At 71.0% G+C, this 12,890-nt stretch carries 13 protein-coding genes; 4 read left to right on the top strand and 9 right to left on the bottom strand.

All coding sequences use genetic code 11. The features are described from left to right. Window positions 1-59 precede the first annotated feature (59 nt). The 5 genes from ABH941_RS24845 to ABH941_RS24825 form a co-directional block, all read right to left on the bottom strand. Window positions 60-908: a tyrosine-protein phosphatase gene (locus tag ABH941_RS24845; protein WP_370131687.1), complete on the bottom strand. Its 849-nt coding sequence runs from the start codon at window positions 906-908 to the stop codon at window positions 60-62. 324 nt (window positions 909-1,232) lie between these two features. After that, entirely contained in the window at window positions 1,233-1,424 is a 192-nt protein-coding gene (locus tag ABH941_RS24840) for a hypothetical protein (protein ID WP_370131686.1), read from the bottom strand. Window positions 1,425-1,507: 83 nt separating this feature from the next. Continuing rightward, window positions 1,508-2,770 carry a glucarate dehydratase family protein gene (locus tag ABH941_RS24835; protein ID WP_370131685.1) on the bottom strand — a complete coding sequence of 421 codons (1,263 nt, stop codon included), beginning with the start codon at window positions 2,768-2,770 and terminating at the stop codon, window positions 1,508-1,510. Beyond that, window positions 2,767-3,765 (bottom strand): 5-dehydro-4-deoxyglucarate dehydratase, encoded by a 999-nt coding sequence (locus tag ABH941_RS24830; RefSeq protein WP_370131684.1) that lies wholly within the window; start codon window positions 3,763-3,765, stop codon window positions 2,767-2,769. The genes ABH941_RS24835 and ABH941_RS24830 overlap by 4 nt, the downstream gene beginning before the upstream one ends. A gap of 162 nt (window positions 3,766-3,927) precedes the next feature. After that, window positions 3,928-4,587 (bottom strand): GntR family transcriptional regulator, encoded by a 660-nt coding sequence (locus tag ABH941_RS24825; protein ID WP_370131683.1) that lies wholly within the window; start codon window positions 4,585-4,587, stop codon window positions 3,928-3,930. A gap of 161 nt (window positions 4,588-4,748) precedes the next feature. Here ABH941_RS24825 and ABH941_RS24820 point away from each other — a divergent pair, with 161 nt between their 5' ends. From ABH941_RS24820 to ABH941_RS24805, 4 genes are all read left to right on the top strand, one after another. Beyond that, window positions 4,749-5,465, top strand: coding sequence for a bifunctional 4-hydroxy-2-oxoglutarate aldolase/2-dehydro-3-deoxy-phosphogluconate aldolase (locus ABH941_RS24820; protein WP_370131682.1), 717 nt, complete (start codon window positions 4,749-4,751; stop codon window positions 5,463-5,465). After that, window positions 5,465-6,415, top strand: coding sequence for a sugar kinase (locus tag ABH941_RS24815; protein ID WP_370131681.1), 951 nt, complete (start codon window positions 5,465-5,467; stop codon window positions 6,413-6,415). The genes ABH941_RS24820 and ABH941_RS24815 overlap by 1 nt, the downstream gene beginning before the upstream one ends. A gap of 917 nt (window positions 6,416-7,332) precedes the next feature. Then, window positions 7,333-8,310: an aldo/keto reductase gene (locus ABH941_RS24810; protein WP_370131680.1), complete on the top strand. Its 978-nt coding sequence runs from the start codon at window positions 7,333-7,335 to the stop codon at window positions 8,308-8,310. A 43-nt stretch (window positions 8,311-8,353) separates the two neighbouring features. Next, window positions 8,354-8,986 (top strand): uridine kinase, encoded by a 633-nt coding sequence (locus ABH941_RS24805; protein ID WP_370131679.1) that lies wholly within the window; start codon window positions 8,354-8,356, stop codon window positions 8,984-8,986. Window positions 8,987-9,017: 31 nt separating this feature from the next. On the opposite strand, the gene mscL is transcribed toward ABH941_RS24805, so the two are convergent. From mscL to ABH941_RS24785, 4 genes are all read right to left on the bottom strand, one after another. Further along, the gene (gene mscL / locus ABH941_RS24800; protein ID WP_370131678.1) at window positions 9,018-9,476 is read right to left on the bottom strand and encodes a large conductance mechanosensitive channel protein MscL; all 459 of its coding nucleotides are present in this window, start codon (window positions 9,474-9,476) and stop codon (window positions 9,018-9,020) included. Window positions 9,477-9,668: 192 nt separating this feature from the next. Continuing rightward, window positions 9,669-11,333 carry an MDR family MFS transporter gene (locus ABH941_RS24795; RefSeq protein ID WP_370131804.1) on the bottom strand — a complete coding sequence of 555 codons (1,665 nt, stop codon included), beginning with the start codon at window positions 11,331-11,333 and terminating at the stop codon, window positions 9,669-9,671. A gap of 92 nt (window positions 11,334-11,425) precedes the next feature. Beyond that, a complete protein-coding gene (locus tag ABH941_RS24790) occupies window positions 11,426-11,980 on the bottom strand; it encodes a MarR family winged helix-turn-helix transcriptional regulator (protein WP_370131677.1) in 555 nt (184 codons plus the stop codon). 33 nt (window positions 11,981-12,013) lie between these two features. Continuing rightward, window positions 12,014-12,541: a histone deacetylase gene (locus ABH941_RS24785; protein WP_370131676.1), complete on the bottom strand. Its 528-nt coding sequence runs from the start codon at window positions 12,539-12,541 to the stop codon at window positions 12,014-12,016. Between the last annotated feature and the right edge of the window lie 349 nt (window positions 12,542-12,890).

The following is a 12,890-nucleotide window of genomic DNA, read 5'->3' as shown; positions in this document are numbered from 1 at the left end:
CAGCCAAGCCGGCGGCGTCCTGTCGGCGGCGTCCTGTCAGCGCCGTCCTGTCAGCGCCGTCAGTCCTCCAGCAGGTTCTTCCGCAGTGCGGCGAGCGTGGCGGCGTCCAGGCCCAGACCGTCGCTGAGGAAGGCGTCGAAGCTCGGCCAGCCGGCCTCCACGGCCGCGAAGGCCGCGTCCAGGTAGGCGGCATCGGCGCGGATGACCGGCAGCATCAGGCTCGGGTCCTCCATGACGCCATTGGTGTTGAAGACCTCCATGATCCGCTCGATCAGCGCGGCCGAGCGGGCGTTGGTCAGCAGGTAGTCCTCGTAGACGGTGTCGCGGTCCACACCCAGCGCGGTCAGCACGATCGCCGCGGCCCAGCCGGTCCGGTCCTTGCCGGCCGTGCAGTGGAACAGCAGCGGGACCCCGTCCGGGTCGGCCAGCAGCCGCACCGCGCTCGCGAACAGCCCGCGGATCGCGGGGTCGGTGACGAACCAGCCGTATATCTCCGCCATGATCCGCTCGGCGCCGCCGTCGCCGAGCAGCGCGTGCTGGGCCTGACCGTCCTGACCTGCGAGGACGTCGCGCAGCGAGATGTAGATGTCGTGCTCGGGCGAGTAGACCGGCAGATGCACCAGGCGCACCGGCCCGTCCGCACCGACCGGGACGCCCTCGGGCAGCCGGTCGCTGCCGTTCTCCTCGACCTCGTTGAGCCCGCGCAGGTCCACCACCTGGCGCAGCCCGAGCCCGCTGAGGACGTCAAGGTCGGCGTCGGTGAGCCGGTTCAGCGCGTCACCGCGCAGGGCGACCCCGCTGCGGACGGTGCGGCCGTCGGCGGTGCGGTAGCCGCCGAGGTCGCGGGCGTTGGCTGCGGCCTTGAGACCGAGGCTTCGGGCCCGGGTCTCGCGGTGGTCTGCGGTCACGTCGGTGTCTCTCCCCTGCGCGGCAGCATGGCCACGGCCTTGGTCCAGCGGTGCCTCGGTCCAGTGGCTTCCAGTGGCTTCCAGCGCCTCGGTCCCAGCGGTGTCTCGTTCGAGTGCCGCACGGCCAGTCTAGGCAGGCCGGGGAGACGCCCCCCGTCCGGCTGGTGACCCCGCGGTGAACTGGCGGAGCGCCCGCAGGGCGGCAAGCACACCGCCGACCGGCGTGCCCCTGCGGGGTGGGCGCGCCGGTCGGCGGGGCCAGCGAGTGCTGCGGGCGGTGCGGAGGGGGTGTTGCGGCAGTGCGGTGGTTCGGCAGTGCGGTGGTTACTTGACGGCGAGGTAGACCACAGCGGCGATGATCGCCAGCACGACGATCACGCCGACCGTGATGACACCCGTCCGGCTGCTCTCGCTGACAGCGGTGGCGGGCTTGGGCTGGGGCTCGTCGACGAAGGCCCGGAACATCTGCGTGCTCGCGGACGGGTCCTCGACAGGGGGGTTCTGGTAGTCGGCCATGGCAGGTGACTCTAGCCAATCAGGGTGAGCAGTGGTCGCGCGTGTCTGTCGCAGTCCTGTACCGATCAAGTGAAACTCCTGCCTCACCAACCCGGCGTGTGCGGCTGGTAACCCGGGTGCAACCGCTGCATGTACGCGGTGTCGTCGCGGCGTCGCTGCCCGCAGTCGAGGTACAGCCGGTGCAGCCGGGCCAGCGCGTCCTCGTCCAGCTCGACGCCGATACCGGGAGCGGACGGCAGCTCCACCGAGCCCCCGCTGAAGGTCAGCGCGCCCGGCACGATCACGTCCTCGTCCTCGCGCTTCCACGGCCAGTGGGTGTCGCAGGCGTAGCTGAGGTGCTGGGTCGCCGCCGCGAGCTGGACCATGGCGGCGAGGCTGATGCCCAGATGGCTGTTGGAGTGCATGGACAGGCCCACACCGAAGGTGGCGCAGAGCGCCGAGACCTGCTGGGAGTGGCGCAGCCCGCCCCAGTAGTGGTGGTCGGACAGCAGCACCCCGATGGCCTGCTGCTTCAGCCCGGGGGCGAGGTGCTCGGGGGCGACCACGCACATGTTGGTGGCCAGCGGCATGGGCGCCTGCCGGGCGACCTCGGCCATGCCCTCGATGCCGGCGGTCGGGTCCTCCAGGTACTCCAGCACGCCGTCCAGTTCGGCGGCGACCTTGAGCGAGGTGGGGACGGTCCAGGCGGCGTTGGGGTCGAGCCGGAGTGGGAGGTCCGGGAAGGCGGCGCGCAGCGCGCGAATCGCTTCGATTTCCTCCTCAGGGGGGAACACCCCGCCCTTGAGCTTGACGGCGCCGAAGCCATAGCGGTCGATCATGCGGCGGGCCTGGCGGACGATGCCCTCCGGGTCGAGTGCCGCACCCCACTCGTCCTCCTCGCCACCCGGGTGGGCCGCCCACTTGTAGAAGAGGTAGGCGGAGAAGGGCACCTGGTCCCGCACCGCGCCGCCGAGCAGGTCGGCGACGGGACGGCCGACGGACTTGCCCTGGGCGTCGAGACAGGCGACCTCGAACGCCGAGAAGACCGAGAGCACGGTCTTGGAGCTGGAGGACCCGCCGGTCAGCCCGTGGCTGTCGGCGAAGGCCCCGCCGCCGACGGCGCGGCGGACGGCCTGCTCGATCAGGCCGAGGTGGAACACGTCCAGGCCGAGGACCGCGTCGGCGGCGGCCTCCAGCAGCACGAGGAAGGCGTCGTCGCCGTAGGACTCTCCGAGACCGACGACGCCCTCGTCGCAGTGCAGCTGGATGATGCTGCGCAGGGCGTAGGGCTCGTGCACGCCGACGGCGTTGAGCAGGGCCGGGTCGTGGAAGGCGACCGGGGTGACGGTGACCTGACGGATCTTCACTTGGCCTCCTCGGCGGCGGACGCGGCGGCTGCGGCGGCGCTGGGCGTGGCGGTTGATGCCCCGGCGGCGGCCGCGGCCAGGACGGCCCGTCCTGCGGCGATGAGGCGGACCAGCTCGTCCACATGTTCCTCCTCCGCCTCGACCAGCGGCGGACGGACCCGTCCGACGGCAAGACCCTCGCGCACAGCGGCGGCCTTGACCAGGGAGACGGCATAGCCGGGGACCTTGTCGCGCAGATCGGCCAGCGGCAGCAGGAAGGCCGCCAGCAGCGCGTCGACCAGCGCGTCGTCACCGGACGCCAGGGCCCGGGCGAAGCCGTGGGCCAGGTCGGGGGCGAAGGAGTGGACAGCCGAGGAGTAGCTCCCGACGCCGATCGCGGCGTACGCGCGCGCGGAGAGCTCGGCCGTCGGCAGGCCGTTGAGGAAGGAGAAGTCGGCGGCCCGCTCATGTCCGCTGGTACGGACGGTGGCGACGATCCGCTGCATCTGCTCGACGTCACCGAGACCGTCCTTGAGGCCGACCACCTGCGGCAGATCCAGCAGCGCGAGCGCCGTCACCGGGCTGAGCCGGGCGTTGGCGCGCTGGTAGACGATCACCGGCAGCGGGCTGTCCCGGACCACGTAGCGGATGTGGCCGAGGACGCCCTCCGGGGTGGAGCTGACCAGGTACGGCGGCAGCAGCAGCACACCGTCGGCGCCGCAGTCGGCGGCCTCGGCCAGGTACTCGCGGGCCACGGCCGGACCGCCGCCGACGCCGGCGAACACCGGGATCCGTCCGGCGACGGTCTTCACGGCGAGGGCGACGACCTCCCGGTACTCCTCCCGGCTGAGCGCGGTGAACTCCCCGGTCCCGCAGGCGATGAACAGCGCGGTGGTACCGGCCGCGACCTGCTGCTCGACGTGGACGGCAAGGACATCCAGGGCGAGTCGGTCGTCGTCGGTGAACGGCGTCAGCGGGAAGGACAGCGGCGGGGTGAGTACGGCATGGAGGTCCATGGGGCTCCTCAGCAGGGCATGAGTCTGTTCATGTTCATGAACTGCATTCAGTTTACTGAACGATTTGAAGGCACGGAAACCCCACCCTGCCCCTTCGACGAGGCAATCCGATCGATAATCAGTGGCCGATCAGTGGCCGATCAGTGGCCGATCAGTGGCCGATCAGTGGCCGATCGGGGCGCCGATGCGCTCCCAGATGTCCAGCACATGCTCGCGGAAGAGAATCCCCGCCACCTCGGGAACGCCGCCCTGCAACGCCGCGACCAGCGGGGTGTGGTGCTCCACGATCTCCTCCAGCCGGCCGAAGTACACCGTGTTGGACACCGCGGTGAAGCTCCGCAGGCTGGCCTCGGTCACCGTCCACATCCGCGCGAGCAGGCCATTGCCCGCCGCCTCCCAGACATGCCGGTGGAACGACACGTCGCTCTCCACCACCCCGGCGACGTCGTCACGGCCGGCCGCCTCGCGCATCGCGGCCACATCGGCGAGCAGCACCTCGACCAGCCCCGCCGGGGCCAGCCGGCACACCTCGGTGGCCGCGAACTGCTCCAGCACCGCCCGCACCCGGTAGGCCTGGCGGGCGTCCTCCTCGGAGATGTCGGCGACATAGCTGCCCCGGCGCGGGAACTGCAGCACCAGACCGTCGCCCGCCAGCCGTCGCAGCGCGTCCCGCACCGGCGCCTGACTCACGCCGTACCGGCGCGCCAGCTCCAGCTCGACCAGCCGGGCGCCCGGCTCCAGCTCACCGGCGGCGATGGCGGCGCGGACGAGGTCGTACACCTGGTCGGACAACCGTCCGCCGAGGGCGGGCTCAGCAGCCATGCGGGTGCTCCTCGCTGGGACCTGGCAGGACCGGGCTGGACCGGGCAGGGAGCCGGGTCGGTGGACTGTCGGAGCCGACTCTATCGGTCCGGGGGTATCCGGCATCGATCCAATCGATTATCGTTCGTGCTGCCTTCGCCGGCCAACATCTGGAGACAGCCGTGCCGTCCATCGCCCTCGGTTCCCCTTCCCCCGGTTCCCCTTCCCCCGCCCCCGTCCTCGACCTGCTGCGCCAGTACCGGCTCATCGCCGTCCTCCGCGGCGGCAACGCCGACGCGCTCACCGCCGCCACCTCCGTCCTCGCAGCCAACGGCGTCCGGATGATCGAGCTGACCCTCTCCAGCGACGCCGGGCTCACCGCGCTGCGCCGCGCCGCCGTCGACCGCACGCTCCCGCCCGGCACCCTGCTCGGCGCCGGGACGGTGCTGACCCGGGACCAGGCCAAGGCCGCCATCGACGCGGGGGCCCGCTACCTGGTCACCCCCGGCGTCGTCGAGGAGGTCCTCGGCGAGGGCGCCGACCAGGGCGTCCCCGTCCTCTGCGGAGCGCTCACGCCCAGCGAGGCGATGGCCGCCGTACGGCTCGGCGCCGCCGCCGTGAAGCTCTTCCCCGCCTACGCCGTCGGCGGCGCCCGCTACCTCCGCGACCTGCGGGCACCCCTCCCCGACGTCCCCTTCATCGCCATCGGCGGCATAGCCCTGGACGACATCGCCGACTACTTCACCGCAGGCGCCCTGGCCGTCGGCGTCGGCTCCCCGCTGCTCCGCGAGGCCGCACACGACAGCAGCCCGGCCGCGCTGTCCGCCCTCGCCGAACGGACCAGGGCCTATGTCGCCGCGACCTCGACGGTCATCGCGACCTCGACGGCGGAGCGCTGATGCCCGGCATCGTCACCCTGGGCGAGAGCATGGCCGTGCTCTGCTCCCCCCGCCCCGGCCCGCTGCGGCACGCCCCCCACCTGGACCTCTCCATCGGCGGCGCCGAGTCCAACGTCGCCATCGGCGTCCGCCGGCTGGGCCACCCGTCCGCCTGGATCGGCCGGGTCGGCGCCGACGAGTTCGGCGCCCTGGTACTGGAACGGCTGCGCGCCGAGCAGATCGACGTACGCGCCGCGCTCGTCGATCCGGACGCGCCAACCGGGCTGCTCATCAAGGAACAGCGCACCCCGGACGTCACCCGCGTCCAGTACTACCGCACGGGCTCAGCAGGCTCCCGGCTCTGCCCCGCCGACGTCGACGCTGCCGCCGACGTGATCGCCGACGCCGACGTCCTGCACCTCACCGGAATCACCCCACTGCTCTCCCGAAGTGCCGCCGAGGCCGTCACCCACGCGGTGAAGCTCGCCGTCGCGGCGGACATCCCGATCTCACTCGACGTCAACCACCGCGCCGCGCTGGGCGGGGCGGCCGAGCTGCGGGAACGGCTGACGCCACTGCTGCCGCACCTCTCCCACCTCTTCGGCAGCGAGGAGGAACTCCTGCTGCTCGCCGACACGACCGACGAACCGTCAGCAGTGTCCCGGCTCAGCGGCCCCGAACTGGTGATCAAACGCGGAGCACGCGGCGCCTCCGTCCACCCGGCGGACGGCCGCCCCGCCCTCCACTGCCCCGCCGTCCCGGTCCGAGCCCTCGACCCGGTCGGCGCGGGCGACGCCTTCGTCGCCGGCTACCTCACCGCCCTGCTCGAAGGCGGGCCCATCGAAACCCGCCTCCACCTCGCTTGCCTCACCGGCGCCTTCGCAGTCACCGTCCCCAACGACTGGTCCGGCCAACCGACCCGCGCCGAACTGACGCTGCTGGACGCAGAGGCGGGAACGACGCTGCGGTAGGACGGCGGGCTGGGGACGTGGCGGGTTTACGCCCCCTGCCTGCAACGGCACTGTCCCCTCCACGACCGCACCCGCCGTCTCGCGGCTCCGCCGCAAGGCGCCAACTACGCGGAGGGAGCGGCGTGGAGCGGGGCGTGCGTTCCCGGGTGAGGCTCCGGTGCGGGGCGACGCTCCACGGTTGCAACGGCAGCGTGTGGTGAGGCGCGTTGGGCGCCGTCTCCCGGGCTCACACCCGGAAAGATGCGGCTCCGCCGCGCGACAGGGGCTGGGGGTGGGGGCGCTCCGGCGCGGAGCGTTTCGCGGTGGGCGGGGGTGGCGCTCCACGCTTGCAACGGCAGCGTGTGGTGGGGCGTGTTGGGCGCCGTCTCCCGGGCTCGCGCCCGGAAGGAAGCGGCTCCCTCCCCAAGCACTTCGTGCAGGGGATACCCCATGCGCGACAAGGACCGGGGGCGGCCCGGGTCCGGCGCGGAGCGCTCGCCTGGGGCGCGGGGCGGGGCGAGTGCGTCCCCCATTCGGGTTACCTGGGGGGAGTTACAACCACGCTGGGGGGCGTAGCACCCATATATGGGTGTAATTCACCCCAGCGTGGGTGTAACTCCCCCCAGCACGGGCAATCCGGGCTGGCGAAAGGTTTCTGCAGGCCCACCACCGGCGCGCACCCGGCAACGCACGCCCCACCAACCGCGCCGCTCCTCGTAGTTGGCCAGCGAGCGGAGCGAGCCACCCCAGCCCGGGATCGACCATCGCGCCCCACGGAGGCGACGGACAGTTAGCGGGAGCAAACGCGCACGTCAGAGACGGCGTCGGGACGGAGGCTCGGCCGCGAGACGAACCCCGCCGCACCAACAGACGCCGCCCCGCCTCCCCCAACCACTCCCCCGGAAATACCCCACCCCACCCCCACGTTGTCCCTGATCATGACCCCTACCTCCCCCTCCCCCTCCCCCAAGCGCACCCCCCTCGGCGCCTCCGACCTCTCCGTCTCCCCCCTCTCCCTCGGCGGCAACGTCTTCGGCTGGACCGCCGACGCGGACGAGTCGTTCGCCGTTCTGGACGCCTACGCCGCTGCCGGCGGCAACTTCGTCGACACCGCCGATGTGTACTCGGCCTGGGCGCCGGGGAACTCCGGCGGCGAGTCGGAGACCGTGCTCGGCAAGTGGCTCGCCGCGCGTGGCAACCGGAGCGAGATCGTCGTCGCCACCAAAGTCGGCTCGCACCCCGAGTACAGGGGGCTGAAGGCGGCCACCATCGCCGCCGCCACCGAGCAGTCCCTGCGCCGCCTCGGCACGGACAGCATCGACCTGCTCTACACGCACTTCGACGACGAGAGCACCCCGGTGGAGGAGATCATCACCGCGCTGGACACTCTCGTCCGCGCCGGGAAGGTGCGTCACATCGCCGCGTCGAACATCTCTCCGCGCCGGCTCACCGAGTCGCTGGGGTTCTCCAAGCGTGAGGGTCTCGCCGCCTACGTCGCGCTGCAGCCGAAGTACAACCTGGTCTCCCGCGACAGCTACGAGGGCGAGCTCGCCGAGGTCGCCACGGCGTTCGGGCTGTCGGCCGTCCCCTACTCCGGTCTCGCCTCGGGCTTCCTGACCGGCAAGTACCGTCCGGGCGGCGCCGCCGTGGACAGCCCCAGGGCCGCAGGCGCGTCCGCGTACCTGGAGGGCCCGACCGGCCCCAAGGTGCTGGCGGCCCTGGACACGGTCGCCGCCGCCCACGGCGTCGAGCTCGGCTCCGTCGCCCTGGCCTGGCTGCTGGCGCAACCGACCGTGGCCGCGCCGATCGCCAGTGCCCGTACGGTCGAGCAGCTCCCCGGCCTGATCTCGGCCATCGACCTGGAGCTCGGCCAGGACGAGATCCAACTGCTCACGACCGCGTCCGAAGCCGCGTAGTCCGCAGAAGGAGTAGTCCGCAGAAGGAGAGGAAGAGACAAACGTGCAGGTCCGTCCGCTGACACCGGAAGCCCTCGCGGACACCCTCGCGGAGCGGGTGCACGCACTGGCGCTCCCGGAGGGCGGGCGGCTGCGGGTGGCGGTGGACGGCGCGCCCGCCGCCGACCCCGGTGGCCTCGCCGCAGCCGTGGCCGATCTGCTGCGGCTGCTCGGGCGACCGGTCGTGCGCGTGAGCGCGGCCGACTACCTGCGCCCGGCCTCGCTCCGCCTCGAGTACGGCCATCAGGACGCCGACGCCTACTTCGACGGCTGGCTCGACGCCAACGCCCTGTTCCGTGAGGTCTTCGACCCGCTGGAGCCTGGCGGCAGCGGCCTGGTCCTGCCCGCGCTGTGGGACGCGCGAGCGGACCGGGCCGTCCGCGCGCAGCCCGTACCGCTGCCGCCCGGCGGCGTCCTGCTGCTGGACGGTCCGCTGCTGCTCGGCCGCTGGCTGCCGCTGGACCTGACGGTCCATCTGCGGCTCAGCCCCGCCGCGCTGGAGCGGCGGACGCCGCCGGACGAGCGGTGGACCCTGCCCGCCTTCGCCCGCTACGAGGCGGAGACCCTGCCGACGGACGCGGCCGACCTGGTCGTACGGGCCGATGACCCGCGCCGTCCGGCGCTGGTCATCGGCTGAGCAGACCGCCGAGCAGACCGCCGAGCAAACCTCAGTACTGCTTCGGGTACTGCTCCGGGTACTGCTGCTGCTTCGGCATCTCGACCGCCACAGTGAGCGGGATGGTGCAGAAGGAGCAGCGGGTCGCGGCGGCCGGGACCGTGCTCAGGCACTCCGGGCAGTCCTTGGTGTGGGCGTCGGGCTCCTTGGCCGGGAAGAAGCGCTCGTGCAGCCGGTTGATCGGCATGACGACGAAGTAGTAGACGACGATCGATATCAGCACGAAGCTGATCAGGGCGGAGACCAGGGCGCCGTACGGGAAGGTGACCCCGCTGACGCTGAAGTTCTTCTTGGTGAAGTCGCCTGTCGAGTGAGTGACCAGGCCGACGATCGGCGTCAGGAACGCGGTGACGAACCCGTTCACCACGGCCGTGAAGGCCGCGCCGATCACGATGCCGACCGCGAGGTCGACGACGTTCCCGCGCAGCAGGAAACTGCGGAAACCCTTCATGGTGTTCTTCTCCGTACTGTCCGGCGCCAGCGACTGGGACAAGGGGACTGGGTGACTGGGGGCTGAGTGACTGGTGACTCGGGACTCGGGGCTGAGACAGAGGAACTGGCGCGGGCACACCCTCCCAGGTTTGACCCCGAACATGCGAACGGCCCCACCTCACGGTGGGGCCGATGCATGCGTCCGACGGTGCTACGAAGCGTCAGCTTCCCTCGTGGCGGCGGCCTTCTCCACAGCCGCGGCCGCGGCCTGCGCCTGGGCCTGGGCCTGGGCCTGGATCCCGGAGACGCTGCGCAGCGGCACCTCCTTGATGAACAGCACCAGCACGAACGCCAGCGCCATCACACCCGCGCCGAGCAGGAACACCAGGTGCATCGAGTCGGCGAACCCCTGCTTGAACGGGGCCGCGAACACCGCGTCGAGCTTCTGGATGAACGAGGAGTCGCTCAGCACCGAAGCGCTGCCGCTGCTGGAGCCAGGGTGCTGAATCATCTGAACCACCGGCTGGTTGCCAGCCTTGCCCGCGATGGCGGGGTTGTTCAGCGCCTGCTGGAACTGCGGGGTCTTCGCCGCGGCCGTGAAGGCATTGTTGATCTTGCCGCCGACGGTGCTGAACAGCACCGACAGGAAGATCGCGGTACCGGCCGTGGCACCGAGCTGACGGAAGAAGGTGGACGAGGCGGTGGCCACACCCATGTCCTTCGCCGGGACGGCGTTCTGCACCGACAGGGTCAGCGTCTGCATGGTGAGGCCCAGGCCGATGCCGAAGAGCAGCATGAAGACCATGGTCTCCAGCAGCGGAGTGTTCCACTGCACCTCGAAGTGGAACAGCAGCATGGCGACGACCAGCAGCGCGGTGCCGATCACCGGGAAGATCTTGTAGCGGCCGGTGCGCGAGGTGAGCTGGCCGGTGGCGATCGAGGCGGACATCATGCCCAGCATCAGCGGCAGCATCAGCAGCCCCGACTTGGTCGGCGACGCGCCCTTCACGATCTGCAGGTACTGGGGGATCATCAGCATCCCGCCGAACATCCCCATGCCGACCAGCACCGAGAGCACGCTGGTCTGGCTGAACACCTTGTTGCCGAACAGCCGCATCGGGATCAGCGCCGCGTCGCCCATCCGGCGCTCGACCAGGATCCAGGCGACGACGCCGGCCACGCCGATGACGTAGCAGGCCACCGAGCGGCCGGAGAGCCAGCCCCAGCTCTGCCCCTGCTCGGCGACGAGCAGCAGCGGAACGACGCCGAGGGCGATGGTGACCGCGCCCCACCAGTCGATCCGGTGGCTGCGGCGGGTGTGCGGGACGTTGAGCACCTTGGCGACCACGACCAGCGCGACCATGCCGATCGGCACGTTCACCAGGAACACCCAGCGCCAGCCGGCGATGCCGAGGATGGTGCTCTGACCGGCCAGGAAACCGCCGACCAGCGGACCGAGCACGCTGGAGGTGGCGAACACAGCGAGGATGTAGCCCTGGTAGCGGGCGCGTTCACGCGGCGGCACGATGTCGCCGATGATGGCCAGCGCCAGGGACATCAGACCGCCGGCGCCCAGGCCCTGGAAGGCTCGGAACGCGGCCAGCTCGATCATCGAGGTGGCGAAGGTACAGGCGATCGAACCGGTCACGAAGATGCTGATCGCGGCCAGGAAGTACGGCTTGCGGCCGTGCATGTCGGAGAGCTTGCCGTAGAGCGGCGTGGCGATGGTCGAGGTGATCAGGTACGCCGTGGTGGTCCAGGCCTGCTGGCTGAGGCCGTGCAGGTCGTCGGCGATGGTCCGGATCGCGGTGCTGACAATGGTCTGGTCGAGGGCGGCCAGAAACATGCCGATCATCAGACCGCTGAGGATGGTCATGATCTGGCGATGACTCAGCCCGCCCGGCGCGGGTATCGGCGCCGGTGACGCGATCGCCGCAGTCCCCCCGCTGCTGCTGTTACTGCTGCTGCTCACTTGCGCTCTCCTTGCCCTGCCACGGCGGTCGCCGTCGGGGCGGTGACCCCGAGCGTTCCGCCGAAGATTTCGTGGTGGTTCTCTGCGAAGTCGTCGTTGAGACGTCCGAACAGCCGGACCAGCTCGTAGCGGTCCTCGGCCGTCCAGCCCTCGAGCAGCCGGGCCAGCCGCTGGTTGCGCTGGTCCCGGAATTGCTGGAAGGCGAGTACGCCCGCCTCGGACGCCGACAGCAGCGTGCCGCGGCGGTCCTCGGGATCGGGGGTGCGTTCGACCAGGCCCCGGTCGACCAGCGAACGGACCTGCCGACTGACCGTGGAAAGGTCCAGCAGTGTCTCGGCCGCGAGGTCGGTGGCCCGGCGCGGGCCGTAGTTCACCAGACGCGCGAGCAGCAGGCGGTCCCCGCCGCCGTTCTCCTCCCGGGCCCGGAGCTTCCAGGCATGGATCAGCCGCGAGAACCGGCTGAGCTCGTCACCGAGCAAGAGCGCGGCCTCCGCCGCGGTGGCGGTACTCCGCGTCGCCGCCGGCTCCGCCGCCGCTGTTGTCGGTTCCATGGCGGGCCCTCCCTGATCATGCTGATCGCCACATTATTGCTTGCCACCAGCAAGTAACTGTACACGCCACCGTTTAATTCCCCCTACGGGCACCAGGGCGGCGATGTCGGCCGCATCCCACACGCCCTTGGCACCCGGTCGGCCGGAGAGATAGTCGGCGATCCGCTCGCGCGTCCAGCCATGGGATTCCCGGAGCCCCGAGGCCAGGTTGCGCAGATACGCCGCCGACGGCCGGTTCCACGGCGCCTCCGCACAGCGCCATGGAGCCGTGAACGTGAGCACCGGCAAGCCGTCCAGAGCCCCCGGACAGACCAGCGTCTGATACCGCCCCTCACCCAGGCTCGCCCGTCCGTTGGCGAGAACAGCGCTCAGATCGAGGTCCTCGCCGGGCTCCTGGTACATCTCCTGGGCGGCGATATCAGCGAACTGGGAGGCCGTCAGCAGGTAGGCACGCGCGGGCATTTCCCCTTGGTCGAGCTGATCGTAGAACGCCATACCGCCGGTCCAGGCCGTGGACTCCAGAGCGAAGTAGAGCCCACCGGGCAGCAGGACGGGGATCATCCGCCGCGGCGGACGCCTGTCGCGACATCCGGGGTACGTACGCCTACCTCCGGGAGGCCGCCCGCCGGCGAGATAGAAGTTCAGTCGATCAAGGTGCATGTTCGAGCCGTACGCGGCGTACCAGACGCCATGCGTGGTTACGGCATCTGGGGAGAGCCGCTCCGGCCTGCGTGGTGTGGTCACGCTGTGGATCATGCTCAGCCGGCCGTCCCGTCATACCGGATGGTGATGCGGTCCACCGGAAAGGCTTGTCCTGGTTTTGGAGACAGGTTCGGGGGGCGTGCGGGAGTTCGGAATGCAACCGTTTATGCAGCTCAGAGGCCATTTTTGACGGTAGCTCACGATAGAA

The sequence above is a fragment of the Streptacidiphilus sp. EB103A genome (assembly GCF_041261405.1).
In the GTDB taxonomy this organism is placed as follows: Bacteria; Actinomycetota; Actinomycetes; order Streptomycetales; family Streptomycetaceae; genus Streptacidiphilus.
Note: the sequence above shows the minus strand (reverse complement) of the source record. Positions and strands in the feature narration are given on the sequence as shown.